The following is a 17530-nucleotide window of genomic DNA, read 5'->3' as shown; positions in this document are numbered from 1 at the left end:
ACATTATGCACCTCCTTTAAAGAATTTTGCGAAGTTCTGAATGAGGGCGGGGAATAACATTAGCCGAAACCAGTTCTCCTCCTGTCATGGTGTGTGCAGTCTTCCCAACCTCAACAGCTGCAGACACTGCTGCGACATCGCCCTCAATAATGACGGTGACAAGGCCGGATCCGACTCTCTTTAAATCAACTAAACTGACATTTGCCGCTTTTGCCATTGAGTCCAGCGCTTCAATAGCCGCTGTCAACCCCCTAGTTTCAATCAAGCCTATTGCCTTCATTTTTGACCTCCTCTACTGCAGAAGCTTAAAGATAGTCTTCGAGATTCACTTCAATGGGGATTGAAGTCCTTTTAAATAACTCTTCTTTTCCAAGAGGATAGGTTGCGTCGATGCCCATCTTATCACTGACTCCTTTTAGATGATGGGAAGACTCGAGCGGCGATCCCTTTGCACCCTGAACGATAAATATGTCATCACCAGCCTGGACTCTTGTCGCAATGGCCCATTCAACATCATCTGAATCAAAAATATCGACATCATCATTCACGACAACCACATGCTTTAAATCCTTATCGCTTGCAAAAGCTGCAAGTGCTGCCTGCTTGCCGTCACCATCATGCTTCTTCTCAATTTGAATGACTGCATGATAGCGAGCCACCCCGCCCATCGAGATATGTACAGCTTTTATATTTGGAACCACTTGCCGGACGGTGCTTAAAAGCGTAGCTTCCCTTACAAGCGCCATCGGCAGCCTTTCTTCATAGCTTGATGGAAAAATAGTCTGTGAGATAGCATTATCACGATAAGTAACGGCTGAAAACTCTACAACCGGCTGAGGCGTTCTGGTGCCATAATAACCTGCCAGTTCGCCAAACGGTCCTTCCAGTTCTCTTTCATATGGCAGCATTCTGCCTTCCAAAACGATTTCCGCCTCAGCCAATACTTCCAGATCGACCGTTTTGCATTGAACAACATCAAGGGATTGGCCGAGCAGTGCACCGGCAACATCCAATTTGTCGGTATGATACAAATGTGTACTAATCTGAGAACTTAATACAACTGCTGGAACCACTCCAAACATAACAGCCACTTCCATCGGTTCGCCAATGCTTTCATAATGGACATATTGCTCCATCAGCTCTGGAGAGGTTATGAGAATATTCGTTCGATTCCCGCCAAGATATTGCATTCTGCGAATGGAGGTATACCTTTTTCTCCCCGATAAATCTTTAACCACCAATATTCCTGAAACATAATAGGCACCTGAGTCTTCCGCGTGATAGGTTGGGATAGGAAACAAGTCTGCAAGATCGAATTCCCCGCTCACCAGATTCTCCTGAACAGGGCCAGTTTGCCTTAACGTGGTTGGAATAGGGTTAACAATTGAATCGATGATTTTAGGAATAAGTTCGGCAGACTGGATTCCCATGCTGTCAGCCATCAGCTCTCTGTCACCTCCCAAACCGGCCGCCATGGAAGATTGATAGCCTTTAATTTTTTCAAATAAAAAAGGCTCTTTTCCTTTTTTGGCATTAATCACTGCCCCCAGCTCGTGCATCGGATCCACTTCTTTTTTCACCCGATGAAGAAGTCCCATGCTTTCCCATCTATCCAGCAATGCCCTCATTGTTACAGGGTTCATGCCTTTTCCCCCCATCTCTCCAGCAGCTCATGGTCAATATCCAGCATGTCCAAGATCCTTGCCACCATAAAGTTGGCCAGCTCCCATATTTCCGTCGGCTTATGATAGAAGCCTGGTGATGCAGGCATTATACATGCTCCACTCTCAGCAAGAAGAGTCATATTGCGCAAATGAATCAAATTAAAAGGTGCTTCCCGAGGAACAATAATGAACTTTCGATTCTCCTTCAAGACAACACTGGCAGCCCTGCTTAGTAGCGTATCACCGACCCCATTCGCAATAGCTCCCAATGTATTCATCGAACATGGCACGATAACCATTCCGTCTGTCTTAAAGGATCCGCTGGCAACCGCAGCGAAAAGATTTTGGTTGCTGTGGATAGTGGCATACTCCTTCAGCTCGTCCATCTTGACCCCGCATTCAAATTGCATTACTTTTTCTCCCATCTCCGTAGCAATTAAATGCGTTTCGATCTCTAATTGATGAAGAGCGCGGATCAATGTATAAGCATACAATGATCCGCTTGCTCCGGTAATGCCCACTAAAATCCGCTTTTTCCTAGTCCCCAGCGAGGAGTTAGACAACAGATTCGTCTTGGGAGAATTTCTTTTTAGCAAGCATTTTGTAATTTTCTGTTGATAATATATCTCCGAAGATATCAATGTCTCTTAAACCTGATACATGCATATCGTCATCCTGAGAAGCGGTGGCATCTGAAATGCAAATGACATTGTAGCCGTGATACAAAGCATCAGAAGCAGTACTGCGAACACATACATTGGTCCAGACTCCAGTCAGCACGACGGTATCAATTTCTTCTTCTCTCAAGAAGAGATCAAAATCGGTGTAGCTAAACGCACTATGCCGCCTCTTTTGAACCACATAATCCCCTTTGCTCTCATCAGGCTGAAGCTCTGGAATGAATTCCGAACCCCAGGTTCCCTTAACTGCATGGACAGGCCTCACGCGAAAATCCCGGTCATTTTTTCTGTGTGCTTCCTGAACATGCACAACCTGGATATTGTGCTCATGAGCGAATTGAATAAGCTCTTGAATTTTGGGAACTATTTTTTCGCCATTTTCACACCTTAATGCTGCTTTTTCGCCGATAAAGTCGTTTAACATATCAATAATGACCACACAGTGCTTTTTTCCCCTAAGTTCCAATCCGGTCAGCCTCCCTCTATTAACTATTTATTGCTGTGCTACTGGGTCTTTTGTTTTTGCTTTTACCGCTTCGTATTTTTCATACTTGAATGTTCTCTCAAGCCTCTGAATGCTTTGGCGCGGAACATACTCACCATAGCCCGCTTCTCCTACGATGCCTTTATCTTCATCGAAAATCACGTTTCCGCGAATGATCGTTTGGACTGGCTTTCCTTTAAGCTTCATGCCATGCAGAGGGTTATATTTAGCCATTGATTCTGTTTTTTGCTCGTCTATTACATATTCTTTCTCAAGATCAATAACAGTGAAATCAGCATCACTGCCAATTTCCATTGATCCCTTTTTAGGGTAAATGCCATAGTGAATGGCGGCATTGCGGCTCGTTACCTCGACAAATCTTGATAGGGATAAACGGCCTTTATTTAAACCTTCACTGACAAGGATCGGCACCATCGTTTCTACCCCGGGTATGCCAGGGAAAGTGTTCCAGATCGTTGCCCCAGGATAATCCTTTTCTGTGGCAATTTCATATGGAGCATGATCTGTACCGACAAAATCGATGGTTCCGTCAGCCAGAGCCTGCCAGTGAGATTCGTTATCCTCTTTTCCTCGTAAAGGAGGAGCAATCTTTGCATAGGAACCGCGCTCTGACATGGAGTCCTTTGCATTAAGTACAAGATAGTGAGGACAGGTTTCTGCTGTAACCTTAACACCACGCTTCTTGGCTGCTTTTACCAGCTCGACGCCTTCTTTTGTGCTCATATGTACCACATGTACACGTGCGTCTGTAGCTTCTGCAAAGCTGAGAATCAATTCAATGGCCACCTTCTCAGCGAGGCTTGAACGCGCTTCCGCCCATGCTGGTCCGTCAAGGCGCCCTTCCTTTTCAAGTTTTTTGGAATAGAATGTGCAGATATCATAGTTTTCAGCATGTACACCAATTGGGAGTCCGGTTTTTGCAACGTTACTGAAAATTTCCAGCATCTCTGCGTCCGATACTTTAGGGAAGGTAGGTACAGAAGGAGTCATGTAAACTTTAAAGGCAACAACTCCCTGGTCAATCTGCGGATAAATATTATCAATCCAGCCTTCACGAGCATCTTCTCCAGTCATGCCTCCCCAGAAACAGTAATCAATATAGGCCTGATCCCTGATTGGTCCGATTTTTTTATTGAAACTCTCCCCATCACGAACGGATGGCTTGCTGCAGCAAGGCATATCTATAATGGTTGTTAAGCCTCCGGCTGCTGCAGAACGGCTGCCAGTAGCAAAGGTTTCTCTATGAGTGAAGCCTGGATCCATAAAATGAGTATGCGGATCAATACAGCCTGGAACGACTAATTTTCCTTTAATATCAATTACCCTGGCTGCATTTAGAAAAGAAATGTCATTAGTGTAGCCAACAATTTTTCCCTCGTTTACCAGAATATTTGTTAAAACCTGACGATCTCCCTGGGGAATGCTTGCATTTTTCAAAATTAAATCCATTTCTCCTGCTCCTATCTATTATTTGGATTTCTGCCTCCCGAAGAAGAGGCAGATGGTTTCAGCAATTGCATTTAAATCGCTTCAGCTGAATGATCTCCTTTCAGCTGTTCGATTCTTTCACTTTCACTTATATTTAAATCTTTATAATTAAATACCAAATTTAATAAAATTGCTGTGATGCTTCCCAGCACGATCCCATTTTCAACCAGCAAGCGTGCGCTTGTTGGAAGACTTTCAAAAATTTGCGGGACAACTGCCGAACCAAGTCCGATTCCTATGGAACAGGCAACGATAAGCAAGTTTTCATTTTTGCTGAAATCAACAACAGAAAGCATTCTGATTCCGGATGAGATAACCATTCCAAACATTGGAATCATTGCTCCGCCAAGAACAGCCATAGGGATAATCGTGGTCAGAGCTGCCACTTTAGGCAAAAGCCCCAAAATCATTAATATAACGCCAGCTGCGATAACTACATTTCTCGTTTTTACTTTAGTTAGCGCTACAAGTCCCACATTCTGTGAAAAGGACGTATAAGGAAATGCATTAAAGATTCCTCCTATTACCACAGCCAGCCCCTCTGCACGCAGCCCTTTTTTTATGTCTTTGGAGTCCAGCTTTCTCTCGCAGACATCTCCGAGGGCCAGAAATACCCCAGTAGATTCAATCATGCTCACAATAGCTACTAAAGTCATTGTAAGTATGGCCGAGGCATTGAATGTCGGGAATCCGAAATAAAATGGCTGAACGACATGAAACCAGGAAGCCTGGCTGACTTCGGCAAAGCTGACGAGCCCCATAAAATAAGCAGTGATCGTTCCGGCCACCAATGAAAGCAGCACAGATATAGCTCTCATATAGCCTTTAAAGAACCTGTTCATTAAAATAATGAGAACGAGTGTAAATGCAGCCAGGAATAAATTCTGGGCACTCCCATATTCTGGGGAACCAAGTCCTCCTGCAGCATTATTCATTGCAACAGGGATCAAGGAAACCCCGATAATAGCTACCACTGAACCGGTTACGACCGGCGGGAAAAATCTCATTATTTTACTCATAAATTGAGATAAGATCATTACGATGATTCCCGAAGCAATAATGGCCCCGTAGATGGCTGTAATGCCCTGCAAATTCCCGATGGCAATCATGGGTCCGACTGCTGTAAAAGTACATCCAAGAATCACCGGCAGCCTTATGCCAAAATGCCTCCCCCCTATTACTTGAAGCAATGTAGCAATCCCGCAAGTAAATAAATCAATTGAAATTAAGTAAGCAAGCTGCTGGGCCGTGAGCCCTATTGCCGGTCCAACAATCAGTGGAACAATAACAGCACCTGCATACATGGCCAGCACATGCTGAAATCCCAAAGTCCCTACTTTCCAAGGATTTAGCTTTTCCAAAGACTTCCCCTCCAGGTTTAATTCTTTGTTATGCCTCAGCCTGACTCCAGCGGATAAAAACAGGCATCACCTCCCAAAAGAAAAATGAGTATAAAAAAAACCGCAGCAATAGATAACATCAAAGTACACATAGATGCTCTATTACTGCGGTTTCATTCAGCTTCCGTTAAACAAAAGGCAAAGGAACCGCTCCGATATTCAGGTTTAAGAAAAACTGCGGCATGCACAGCTTCCCCAAACATATTGTAAAACTGCTATTCTTCAAAATAAATAACTGTGCATGCTTCTTCGGTATCAGGATCGTAATCTTTTAAAATCGTTTTGACTTTCAAATGGAGAGAATTTTCAATCAGACCCTTTAAAAGCGATTTAAATTCAACAATTAATGCTGAATCAACCGATATGGTAAGGTGATGAAAATTCTGGCTTAGCATATGCAGTGCCTGTACACGCTTATGCTGAGCAAATATGATGACTCTATCATCAAAAGTTTCAAGACGCTGTTTCTTTACGCCTGTACCGTAGATCTCCTGATTGACACGATTATAAAGAAAAGCGAGATCTTTTTTTAATGATTGATGGAATTTTGAGGTTATTACAGTCATGTAGTCCTCCTGTTATTCACTATATTAAACAAGGCAGTTTTATAAGTCAATACCATTTATCAGAAAATTCTTACTTGACAAAATATTAGCTTAACTATTACACTACAAATCAACTCCCCCTCTATTTCTATAATTGTCTTGATAATACCTCCCTCCAGCACACTGAAAAATCAAATAGAATTTTTCGTATAACCTCAATAATCGGTTTGAGGGTTTCTACTGGGAACCGGAATTCCTATCTACGAAAGGCTTTTTCCTGTGGATAGCATCCAGGAACCTTTTGTGCAGGAATTTTTTTGTGCTTATTAGTCTATTTAGAAGAATATGCATAATATCATAATTTAAATACCTCTGCTTGCTCGCCAGACTATTATCCCTTAATACTCACACAATTTCTCATTGTCATTTTTAAGTTTCAAAGCTCTATGAGGAGGCGAAGATTTGAAAAGTATTAATTTTATTGTTAATGGAAAGGAACGTACGGTCGTTTGCCCGCCTGCTAAAACACTCCTGGATGTCTTAAGGGAAGATTTAGGATTGACTGCCAGCAAGGAATGCTGCGGTAAGGGAGAATGCGGATCATGCTCTGTACTAATCAATAAAGAGGTTGTATGCTCCTGTCTAGTCCTCGCTGGCCAGGCGGAAAACCAGGTGATCACAACTTGTGAAGGAGTCGGCCTATCACCAAATCTCGATGTAATTCAGGAATCATTTATTGCTGAAGGGGCAACACAGTGCGGTTACTGTACTCCGGGTATCATCGTATCAGCTAAAACATTTTTAGATAAAGTTGACACGATCCCATCTGCAGAGGAAATTAAAACAGCATTAGGCGGCAATCTATGCCGCTGTACAGGCTATACAAAAATTATTAAGGCAGTGCAGACAGCTGCTTCAAAAAAAATATCCGAACCGGAAGCAGCCAAATAGTCCATGACACATACAGCTATTGTTCTTGCTGCAGGCCGATCCAGCAGAATGGGCACTTTAAAAGGACTGCTGCCGTGGCAAGGAACGACATTATTCGAGCATCAGCTGCAAAACCTCATGGAATCCGTGTTTTCTGACATTGTTGTCGTTTTGGGTTACAAAGCCGAAGAATTTATTCCTATCGCAAAGAAATACCCTATCAAAATCATAATGAATGAACAATTCCATGAAGGAAAATGCTCATCAATCATTTCCGGAGTTAAAACCGCAGTCAAGTCAGCAGAAACGATTCTTATTACATCTGTTGACCAGCCGCTTCAGTCTTTCACCGTTAACAGGCTTGCAGAATCTCTTGCAAAAAGCGGCGGCCTGATTGCAGTTCCCAGCCATCAATGCAAAAGAGGTCACCCTATCCTCTTTTCCGCCCAATTGAGAAGCGATCTTTTATCTATCAAGGAAGAAAGAATGGGCCTGAGATTTGTAATTCAAAAGCATGAAAAAGCTCTTCTTGAAGTGCCCGTTGAAAATGATGAGATTCATCTCAACCTGAATAAACAGGCAGATTATATAAATGCCCTAAAAAAATGACTTGGGAGGTAAATCAATGCTCGTTTCAGAAATTGATATGATTACCCCTTCCTCACTATCCGAATGTCTGACCCAGCTATCAAAGGAAGACAGGAAACATAGATTGATAGCCGGCGGGACAGATGCAGCAGTCCGGATGAAGGAAGGCAAATGGCGGCCTGATACATGGATAAATATTAAAAACTTAAAAGAGCTGCGCTATATCAAAGAAAGTGAAGATTTTATCCATATTGGCCCCTTGACCACACATACCGATATGATTCAATCACCGCTTCTGCAGAGAAAAGCGGATGTTCTCGTGGAAGCAGCCCGTGAAGTCGGAGCCACCCAAATGCAGAATATGGGAACAATCGGGGGAAATATTGCTACTGCTTCCCCTGCGGGCGATACCCTTCCGGCTTTGTATGTTCTCGGTGCCATGCTCGAACTCACCTCGCTGACGAATAAACGGACCATTCCAATCGAAGAGTTTATCACTGGTCCCGGCAGGACAGTTTTAAAAGAAAATGAAATGATTACAAATATCCTAATAAAGCCGCAAAAATCAAATGGTATAGGCATTTTCCAAAAGCTCGGCCCCCGAAAAGCACAATCCATTTCCATTGTGAATGTAGCCATTTCACTCACAATGGACAATGACCGCAATTGCACGGAAGGAAAAATTGCCTTCGGTTCTGTGGCGCCGACTATTATCCGTGCACGTAAGTGTGAATCAATGCTTACCCTGGGGCAGCTTAACGAGGAATTAATCCAGAATATTGCCAAAATTGCCTGGAAAGAGGTCATGCCCATTTCAGATGGAAGAGCAACTGCTACATATAGAAGAGATATGGCAAGCGCTTTACTGGAAAGAGGGTTATATCGTCTAATCAGGAGGTGGGAAAACCAATGAACACCAAATGGGTTGGAAAAAGAGTCCAAAGAATTGATGGCCTGGAAAAAGTAACAGGAGAATTAAAATATATGACCGATTACCAATTTGACAATATGGTTTGGGGCAAAGTCCTGCGGTCTGAATATCCGCATGCCAAAATAAAATCCATTGACACTGAAGCAGCTAAAAACCTCCCAGGTGTTATTTGTGTACTTACCCATAAAGATATTCCCGGCTTTAATGGATTTGGGATTGTTGTTCCCGATCAGCCTGTTCTGTGCTCAGATGTCGTACGGTGCACAGGGGATGCTGTAGCACTGGCTGCAGCAGAAACTCTGGAAATCGCCGAACAGGCACTGACGTTAATCAAAGTGGATTATGAGCCTTTGGAAGTTGTTGCTGATGCTGAATATGCCTTAACCGATTCTGCTCCAAAGCTTCATCCTGATGGCAATTTGCACAGCCATGTGAAAATAAAAAACGGAAACATTGAGGAAGCCTTCGAAGAAGCTGACATCATTGTTGAGAATACCTTCTACTCCCCCCGCCAAATGCATGCATTTATTGAAACAGAAGGCGGCTGGGGAGTTATGGATGAAGAAGGATTCCTCACGATTCGCTGCCCTGGCCAATACGCGTACCGTGATCGAATGCAGATTGCAAGGTCCCTGGCTTATAACCCTGAAAGAATCAGAGTCATTTCAAGTCCTATTGGAGGAGCATTCGGCGGGAAGGATGAGATTACGGTTCAAATTTATCTGGCTCTCCTTGCCATGCATACAAACGGGCGGCCGGTAAAAATTCATTTAAGCCGTGAAGAGTCTGTCATTGCCGGCATAAAAAGGCATCCATTTAAAGTCAAAATGAAAACAGCTGCCAAAAAAGACGGCACATTGATCGCTAACCAGGTAACTGCCATAGGAGATACCGGGGCCTATGCTTCCCTGGGTGGGGCAGTCATCGCTCTGGCAATCGAGCATTCTTGCGGCCCTTATAAAATTCCAAATGTGGATCTCGAAGGCTTCTGTGTTTATACCAATAATGGCATTGCCGGTGCCTTCAGAGGCTTTGGCGTCAACCAGGTATGTATGGGAATTGAAACCCATATGGATATGATTGCAGAAAAACTGGGAATGAATCCAATTGAACTTCGCAAAAAAAATGTCTATCATCAGGGCGAAGTTTCAAGTGTCGGCCACATTGTCAAATCCAGTGTGGGCACCTATAAAACACTTGAAACCGCAGAAAATTGCGATCTGTGGAAGAACCGTGAAAAATATAAATCCGAAGTGAGTGAGCCATGGAAAAAACGGGGGGTGTCCCTCGCAACTTCCTTTCATGGCATTGGAATGGGTATTGGCCTGCCTGATTATGGAGCCGCCTCTATCGAACTTCAGTCAGACGGTAAATTTCTTGTAGGTGTCGGATGCGAGGAAATCGGCGGAGGCAATAGCACTGTGTACGCCCAGATAGCGGCTGAGATGCTGAACTGTGATATCAGCAATATTATGGTTGTTCAAGGAGATACACAGAAGACACTTGATGGCGGTACTGTAACTGCCTCCCGCTCCACCTACACCGGCGGAAGAGCTGTTGCGGCAGCAGCACCCAAGATGACTGAGCTTCTTATCCAAACAGCTGCTGAAATGCTGAATTTACAAGCATCAAGAATTGACTTAAGACCAAACCATATTTCAGCCGATGGACAAATCATACCCTATAAGTCTATATATAAGCACCTTTATGATCAACATCAGTCTGCCAGAGTAGAAGGACACTTCTACCTTCCAAAAGAAAAGGAAGAAATCAAAGGCTCAGGCGGCGCCCCCCATCATTTATACGGATATTTAACCCATGTCGTGATGGTTGAAGTAGATACTTTAACTGGTGAAACGGATGTTTTGCGGGTTGTTTCCATCCCTGATGCTGGAAAAGTCATTAATCCGCAGGGGTTAGAGGGCCAGGCTGAAGGGGGAGCAGTAATGGGAATCGGCTATACCCTTTTTGAGGATGTGCTGATAGAGAATGGTTATCATAAGACACGGAATTTCACTGATTATATCATCCCCACTATTCGCGAGACGCCTTTAATTGAGACCTTCCCTGTTGAAGAGCCCGAACAATCAGGGCCTTTTGGGGCAAAAGGAATTGGTGAAGTAGTGATGATTCCGATTATCGCTGCTATCATGTCGGCCATATATGATGCAACAGGAGCTAGAATCTTTCAACTGCCTGCTACTCCTGAAAGAGTTTTTAATGCATTGAAAGATCTAAAAAAACAAAAAGTCCAATCTGCAAGGTGATGCAATTGATGAGCCGCAATTTATTTGCCAAATTAGAAGAGTCCATCAATAACCGAAAAGACACATTTCTCCTTACCATTACAGACTATCCTGATAACAAAATCCTCGGAGCCAAAGCGTTATTATGGCCAGATGGAGGCCTCTGTACTGAAAACTCACTGCTGCCGCAGGATGTGAAGGATCTATTAATAGCACAATGCAGTATACTTGTCGCCAAAAAGCGGTCCGGCGCAGTGAAATTTGTGTGGAAGGACAGCATAATTGAATGTTTTGCAGAATACTTCCCTGCTCCGCTCCATTTGATAGTCGCCGGGGCGGGCCATGTGTGTGAACCCGTGGCAGAAATGGGGCGTATGCTGGGATTTTTCGTCACAGTAATAGACGATCGGGAAGAGTTCGCAAACAGGGAACGCTTTCCATTTGCCAATGAAGTGGTTTGCCAATCCTATCTGCATTATTTCAGGGATGTGGATATTTCGGAAAAAACCTATATTCTCCTTCTTACCAGGGGACATAAATATGACGTGCTCAGTTTGAATGAACTTTTAAAAAGAAACAGTCAGGCAGGATATATAGGCATGATTGGCAGCAGAAGGCGCATTTCAGGTGTTTTTAAAGAACTTCAGCAGGATTTTCCGGATGAAAGCTTTGACAATTTATACACCCCTGTAGGACTAGATATCGGAGCAGAAACACCTGCAGAGATAGCAGTCAGTATTATGGCAGAAATTCTGAAAGTAAAAAATCAAAAATCTGGAAATTCTTTAAGTACACAGATTAAAAAGTATGCGAAGATGGGTTTCCATGAGGGGGCCGGCAAATGGACCAAATGCAGCTCATAAAGCGAGCCATGGAAGTCAGGAAAGGAGGTGAGAAAGCAGCGCTCGCCACAATTATTCGCACCAAAGGGTCCACTCCGAGAAAAACTGGAAGCCGAATGATTGTGTTTCCCTGCGGAAGAATTGAAGGTACAATTGGCGGGGGCTGCGGTGAAGCAGAAGTGATTGAGAAGGCCTTCGAAGTCATCCAATCGAATACTCCAAGTCAACAGCGCGTTGATTTAACGAAAGGGCTATTTTTTGAAGATGGAGGAATCTGCGGCGGAATTATGGATGTCTTTATTGAACCAATTTAACCAAAATAATGTATAACTCCCGCCTATTCCATGGTCAAGTCAGTTTGTATGGCAGAATGGACATTTACCATGAAGAAGGAGTGACTTTTCATGTCGATAATCGAAAAGGATCTTGGTTCAGGCCTCCCGCCTGCCTCTGGTGCGAACCTCTTAGAACGGCTCTTTAAGCTATCCGCACGAAATACCAATGTAAAGACAGAACTTCTTGCGGGCGTTACTTCGTTTATGACAATGAGTTATATTATCTTTGTCAACCCGATTATCTTAGCGGACGCAGGAATACCAAAAGAAGCCGCACTGGCTGCAACCATATACGCAAGTGTCTTCTGTACTCTTCTAATGGCACTGTGGGCAAATTTCCCTGTTGCGGTTGCCCCTGGCATGGGGCTGAATGCTTTTTTTGCTTATACAGTAGTCCTTGGTCAGGGACTTTCCTGGCAAACAGCCCTTGGAGCTGTATTTATATCGGGAATTGTGTTTTTAATTTTAACAGTTACAGGAGTCCGCCAAAAGATCGTAGATGGTGTCCCGGATGTTTTAAAGTCAGCTATAGGTGTTGGGATTGGATTATTCATTGCTTTTATTGGCTTAAAAAATGCAGAACTTGTGGTCGCAAATGAATCTACATTTGTCGGCTTAGGAAGCATAACAAGCCAAGGCCCGCTTCTTGCCCTTTTTGGATTAATTATTGCCGCCCTCCTCATGGCGAAAAAAGTAAAAGGCGCGCTGCTGATTAGCATATTGGGTACAAGTGCGCTGGCCATGATTGTTGGCTTTATTGCCTATCCAAAGGCCGTAAGTGATATCGTATCCCTCAGTCTTCCAAGCATGTCTGACACGTTTTTAGCTATGGATATTATGGGAGCAGTAAAATATGGCATCATCTCAGTCATTTTCTCCTTTACTATTGTAGAATTATTTGACAATTTAGCTACCCTCATCGGATTATCAAGAAAAGCTGGCCTCACTGATGAAAATGGAAAAATTGAAAATCTGGATCGTGCACTTCAGGCAGATGCAATTGGCACGATGGCAAGTGCAGCCTTTGGAAGCACTGCCTTAAACGCATATGTGGAAAACGCAACCGGGATCTCGGAAGGCGGACGCACTGGCTTAACTGCTTTAACTGTAGCTGTTTTATTTTTTCTGTCGCTCATTTTTGCTCCGCTCATTTATTTCATACCATCTGTAGCCACAGCACCTATCCTTATCCTCGTTGGTGCCTTAATGCTCAGTGAAATAAAACATATAAGCTTCGATGACTTCACTGATGTCATACCTGTTTTTTTAACAATCGTTCTTATGCCTTTAACTTTCAGTATCGCCCAGGGGCTGGCATTCGGCTTTATCTCTTACACACTGCTTAAGCTTCTTACAGGCAAGCATCATCAAATTCACTGGATCATGTATTTTGTCAGTACAGCCTTTATCATTAATTTCATTATGGGCGGACATTAAAAAGATGTTTGTCATTTTCAAAAAAAGCGAGGAGTTTACATGAAGCTAACCATTGAAAATTTACGAAAAAGAATAGACGTGGCAGCCAAAAGGACTCCTGCCGATCTGGTTATTAAAAACGGGAAGGTAATAAATGTATTTACACGCGAAATCATTGAGGAAGACATAGCCATTGCCGATGGAATCGTAGCTGGCTTAGGAAGCTATGAAGGGAAGGAAATCATTGATGCCGGGGGCAGCTATATAGCCCCCGGGTTCATTGATGGGCATGTCCATATTGAGTCAGCGATGGTTACCCCTGCTGAATTCAGCAATGTTGTTCTCCCGCACGGAGTAACGACTGTCATTGCAGACCCTCACGAAATAGCCAATGTCAGCGGAACAATAGGCATTGATTTCATGCTGGAATCTTCAGAAGAGATCCCGCTTGATGTATTTTTTATGCTTCCATCCTGTGTGCCTGCAACTCCATTTGAAAATGCCGGCGCTTCTCTCAGTTACAAGGATCTTGAAAAATATTACGGTCACCCGAGAGTGCTCGGTCTTGGTGAGGTAATGGATTACCCTGCTGTTATGAACAATGATTCAGAAATGCTAAAAAAACTGGAAGACGCTCATAGCAAAGGAAAATGTATCGATGGGCATGCAGCAGGACTTAATGCAGATGAAATTAATATATACATGGCCGCCGGGATTAGAACGGACCATGAATGCATAAACCCTGAAGAAGCGCTGGACCGAATGCGCAAAGGGATGTATGTTATGCTGAGGGAAGGATCGGCGGCCAGGGACTTATTAGCACTTCTCAAATCTGTCAGCGAACATAACGCACGGCGCTGTTTATTCGTAACGGATGACAAGCATCTGGATGACCTGATCAATGAAGGCAGCATTGACCATAATGTCAGAATGGCCATTAAGGATGGGATGGATCCTATTCTTGCCGTTCAAATCGCTACGCTGAATGCAGCAGAATGCTTCGGCCTGAAAAATAAAGGGGCTATTGCTCCCGGTTATGAAGCCGACCTGATATTTCTTAGTGATCTTAGGAATGTAAAGGTTGAGAAAGTAATGAAAAGCGGAATACTTGCTGCAGAAAACGGGGTCATTAAGGATCCAGTTCCTAAGAGCCTCGAACCTGTAACTGCCATTTTGGACAGTGTCAAAATCGGCAGCCTAAACGGTGAGGATTTAAGCATAAGAATGGGAACTGGGAATGCCAATATTATTGGCATTATACCGAACAGCATTGTGACCAGGCACCTGGTGGAAAAGGCCGATTCACTTAATGGCTATTTCCAGCCTAATTCTGATAAAGATTATTTAAAATTGGCTGTGGTAGAGCGGCATCACCTCACTGGAAGCATCGGGCTTGGCATAATTAAGGGGCTGGGGATTACAAGAGGAGGGATTGCCTCAACGGTTGCCCACGATTCCCATAATATTGTGGCAGCAGGCACCTCTGATGAAGATTTACTGGCGGCAATTAAGCATACGGCATCAATGAAAGGCGGCCTGGCTGTTGTCCAGGATGGAAAGATCCTTGCGGAACTCCCCCTGCCTATTGCAGGGCTCATGAGTGATCGGGATTCTTCATTTATTTTCGGACGTTTGTCTGAGTTGAATCATGCACTTAGAACAGTCGGATGCAGCATGGAATTCAACCCGTTTTTGACGCTTTCATTTTTAGCGCTTCCAGTAATACCTGAGCTCAAGTTAACTGATAGAGGATTATTTTCCGTCAGCTCCTTTAGCCACATTAATGCAGAATCATAGAAAAGCGGAAGCTGCCCGCCTATAAAGGAACCCATACTTAAAGCGCTACGTCCTCCCAAAAGCTACCGCTTTCGGTCGTGCGATGTATCGCTGCCGTAACTTTCCTTGTCCTGTGGCAGCGTCTGCATGACCCGCATCCTCCCAAAAGCTGCCGCTTTTGGTCGTGCGAAGATTACGCTGACGAAGCCTTCCTTGTCCTGCGGGCCTCAAGCATAAGACGAGCCGGCTAAATGGCTGTACTTAAACCATTTGGACGGATTGATAGAAATGTTGAGGCGACTGTCCAGGGACGACAAGCATAAGGCGGTTTTTCCTTCTGGAAGGGAACGGCTTATGACCTAGAGTCCCTAGGAGTCGTAACTAGACACGCTTAGACCCGAGACCCGCTGGCGCATGGAGCTAGTCAATTATCTAACTTCAGAATTTATACATTCTTATATTTTAAAATAAGGCCGGGGTTTTCTCCAGCCTTATTTCATTTCTTAGTGACTTCCTTATTATCTAATGTTAATGCTGCCCAAGCTGTTTCATCTGCAAAGTACCTGCTCCAGCTTGCCACACCGGCCAAATTATATTTCTTTGCCAATTCAGTCCGTTTGGTTAATGATAGTTCATCTTCAAGCCACACTTTATATGTGATTTTATCTTTTTCTGAAAAATGCTCCGCATAATTTTGCCCGCTTTCCGGATCATATACTGGAGTAACGTTATTCTGACTGAGCCACTCTTTTACTTTGCTCATAGAAAGTGCTTTAGAAGAAACATCCCCGTTTGATTTTTGTTCCCACAGTCTTGTATATAAAGGCACTCCCAATATTAATTTTTCATTAGGAACAATCTCCAGCAGATGTTTCAGGTTTTCTTCAACCCACGGCAGGCTCGCTACGCTTCCTGCAACCTACGAGCTTCCCCAATGTTCATCATAAGCCATGACAACCAAATAATCTGCTATCCCGGCAAGTTTATCCCTTTCATAAAAAGCCGACCAATTACCGCTCGATGAAATGAATGTGATATCCATAGACACAACTAAACCTGCTTCATGAAAGTACGGAGTGGCTTCCCTCACAAACTGTGTTATTAATGGCCCATCCTCCGGATTAACATTTTCAATGTCCAGATTCACCCCATTTAATTCATACATTTGACTGAAATGCATAAGCTGCCGAATCATATTCTTCCTTGATTCAAAAGAACCAAATGCTTCATGTGTTAAATCAGGGTCAAATGCATTTGAAAACAAGCCCCATATTTGGTATCCCTGTTTTCTTGCCCACATTGAATATTCTTTCGATCCCAGGTTTTTGATGGAACCTTTTCCGTCCGCAAGCTCAAACCATGTTGGAGAAATGACATTAATACCCGGCATCTTCGGTATTTTTGAAGTATTAGGGTTCTTTGTATATACCGCTTCCCAGGTCAGCTGTATAGGACCTTCCAGTTCCGGCACTGTATACGCAGATTCTTCAAGGGAAATAGCAATCTGTTTGTTCTCACCCTTTTTTATGTATTGTTTCTTCAAATAACCAGCTGTACCGTCTTCTTTTCTAATAAAATAGTAGTCTCCTTTTTCTTGTTCTACTAAAACTTCTTCATTTGGAGATACTGAAGCCGTATACGGAGATTCCAGACTGTCTTTCGTCCTCAGCCGAAGCAATTCTTCATGAATATCTTTTTCCTTCACCTTGCCGGAAACCATTGACTCTCCATCTTTGTGAACCCATATTGCACCTGTATCAGAGAGAATTGAATAAGTAATAGGATAGAAAGCCAAAAGCGGCTCGATAGCCAAATATCTGTCTTTTCCTATCTGTTTAGCAGCTGTAAAATCCAGTTTCATAGGCTTATCATTCACATAATAGCTCAAAGATTCCAATGGCATCTGCACTACTTTATTTTTTGTGGCGATAATGATGGATTGTGAGTGTTCATCAAGAATAATGCCTTCATCGACAAATTCCTTCAAAAACGTTAATGGCAGGTAGATCGATTCACCTTCTATATAAGCATTGCCCGCCTGTTTGCCCATAAACAATATCGGATGTTCTCCTTTAAAGTAAGACACCTTTTCCTTTGAAGCAAAAGGATATAAAATCATGAAAATGCTTGAAATTATCAGTGTAAAAGCAAACAAAAGCCCCGCAAAGATAAGTTTTTTAGCGG

15 protein-coding genes, 1 pseudogene and 1 riboswitch are annotated in these 17530 nt (G+C 43.4%); of the genes and pseudogenes, 8 read left to right on the top strand and 8 right to left on the bottom strand.

The genetic code is table 11. The features are described 5' to 3' along the window. Positions 1-16: 16 nt before the first annotated feature. The 7 genes from A361_RS12400 to A361_RS12370 all read right to left on the bottom strand — a co-directional run bounded on the left by A361_RS12400 (position 17) and on the right by A361_RS12370 (position 6303). Complete coding sequence (locus tag A361_RS12400) at positions 17-280, bottom strand: BMC domain-containing protein (protein WP_009334689.1); 264 nt, start codon at positions 278-280, stop codon at positions 17-19. Between the two features lie 25 nt (positions 281-305). After that, positions 306-1643, bottom strand: a complete 1338-nt coding sequence (locus A361_RS12395; RefSeq protein ID WP_019379979.1) for a UbiD family decarboxylase — start codon at positions 1641-1643, stop codon at positions 306-308. Next, positions 1640-2185 carry a UbiX family flavin prenyltransferase gene (locus A361_RS12390; RefSeq protein WP_009334691.1) on the bottom strand — a complete coding sequence of 182 codons (546 nt, stop codon included), beginning with the start codon at positions 2183-2185 and terminating at the stop codon, positions 1640-1642. The genes A361_RS12395 and A361_RS12390 overlap by 4 nt, the downstream gene beginning before the upstream one ends. A 34-nt stretch (positions 2186-2219) precedes the next feature. Continuing rightward, entirely contained in the window at positions 2220-2810 is a 591-nt protein-coding gene (locus A361_RS12385; protein WP_019379980.1) for a cysteine hydrolase family protein, read from the bottom strand. Positions 2811-2837: 27 nt separating this feature from the next. Then, complete coding sequence (gene allB / locus A361_RS12380) at positions 2838-4298, bottom strand: allantoinase AllB (protein WP_019379981.1); 1461 nt, start codon at positions 4296-4298, stop codon at positions 2838-2840. A 71-nt stretch (positions 4299-4369) separates the two neighbouring features. Beyond that, positions 4370-5698 (bottom strand): nucleobase:cation symporter-2 family protein, encoded by a 1329-nt coding sequence (locus tag A361_RS12375; RefSeq protein ID WP_009334694.1) that lies wholly within the window; start codon positions 5696-5698, stop codon positions 4370-4372. Positions 5699-5952: 254 nt separating this feature from the next. Beyond that, the gene (locus tag A361_RS12370) at positions 5953-6303 is read right to left on the bottom strand and encodes a Na-translocating system protein MpsC family protein (RefSeq protein WP_009334695.1); all 351 of its coding nucleotides are present in this window, start codon (positions 6301-6303) and stop codon (positions 5953-5955) included. 164 nt (positions 6304-6467) lie between these two features. Next, positions 6468-6565, top strand: a riboswitch (purine riboswitch). A gap of 179 nt (positions 6566-6744) precedes the next feature. Here A361_RS12370 and A361_RS12365 point away from each other — a divergent pair. The 8 genes from A361_RS12365 to ade all read left to right on the top strand — a co-directional run bounded on the left by A361_RS12365 (position 6745) and on the right by ade (position 15367). Next, on the top strand, positions 6745-7233 hold the full coding sequence (locus A361_RS12365) for a (2Fe-2S)-binding protein (RefSeq protein WP_019379983.1): 489 nt from the start codon (positions 6745-6747) through the stop codon (positions 7231-7233). A gap of 3 nt (positions 7234-7236) precedes the next feature. After that, positions 7237-7821, top strand: a complete 585-nt coding sequence (locus tag A361_RS12360; RefSeq protein WP_019379984.1) for a nucleotidyltransferase family protein — start codon at positions 7237-7239, stop codon at positions 7819-7821. A 16-nt stretch (positions 7822-7837) separates the two neighbouring features. Continuing rightward, complete coding sequence (locus A361_RS12355) at positions 7838-8713, top strand: FAD binding domain-containing protein (protein ID WP_019379985.1); 876 nt, start codon at positions 7838-7840, stop codon at positions 8711-8713. Continuing rightward, positions 8710-10998 (top strand): xanthine dehydrogenase family protein molybdopterin-binding subunit, encoded by a 2289-nt coding sequence (locus A361_RS12350; protein WP_019379986.1) that lies wholly within the window; start codon positions 8710-8712, stop codon positions 10996-10998. The genes A361_RS12355 and A361_RS12350 overlap by 4 nt, the downstream gene beginning before the upstream one ends. 8 nt (positions 10999-11006) lie before the next feature. Beyond that, positions 11007-11840: an XdhC family protein gene (locus tag A361_RS12345; RefSeq protein WP_019379987.1), complete on the top strand. Its 834-nt coding sequence runs from the start codon at positions 11007-11009 to the stop codon at positions 11838-11840. Next, entirely contained in the window at positions 11819-12133 is a 315-nt protein-coding gene (locus A361_RS12340) for an XdhC family protein (protein WP_019379988.1), read from the top strand. Before A361_RS12345 ends, A361_RS12340 begins: the two co-directional genes overlap by 22 nt. 90 nt (positions 12134-12223) lie before the next feature. Further along, on the top strand, positions 12224-13591 hold the full coding sequence (locus A361_RS12335; protein ID WP_019379989.1) for an NCS2 family permease: 1368 nt from the start codon (positions 12224-12226) through the stop codon (positions 13589-13591). 39 nt (positions 13592-13630) lie between these two features. After that, positions 13631-15367: an adenine deaminase gene (ade, locus tag A361_RS12330; protein ID WP_019379990.1), complete on the top strand. Its 1737-nt coding sequence runs from the start codon at positions 13631-13633 to the stop codon at positions 15365-15367. Positions 15368-15842: 475 nt separating this feature from the next. Here the strand turns inward: ade and A361_RS12325 are convergent. After that, positions 15843-17396: pseudogene (locus tag A361_RS12325) on the bottom strand (glycosyl hydrolase family 18 protein). Positions 17397-17530 lie beyond the last annotated feature (134 nt).

The organism is Cytobacillus oceanisediminis 2691, assembly GCF_000294775.2.
GTDB lineage: Bacteria > Bacillota > Bacilli > Bacillales > Cytobacillaceae > Cytobacillus > Cytobacillus pseudoceanisediminis.
This window is presented reverse-complemented; position numbering and strand designations above follow the sequence as displayed.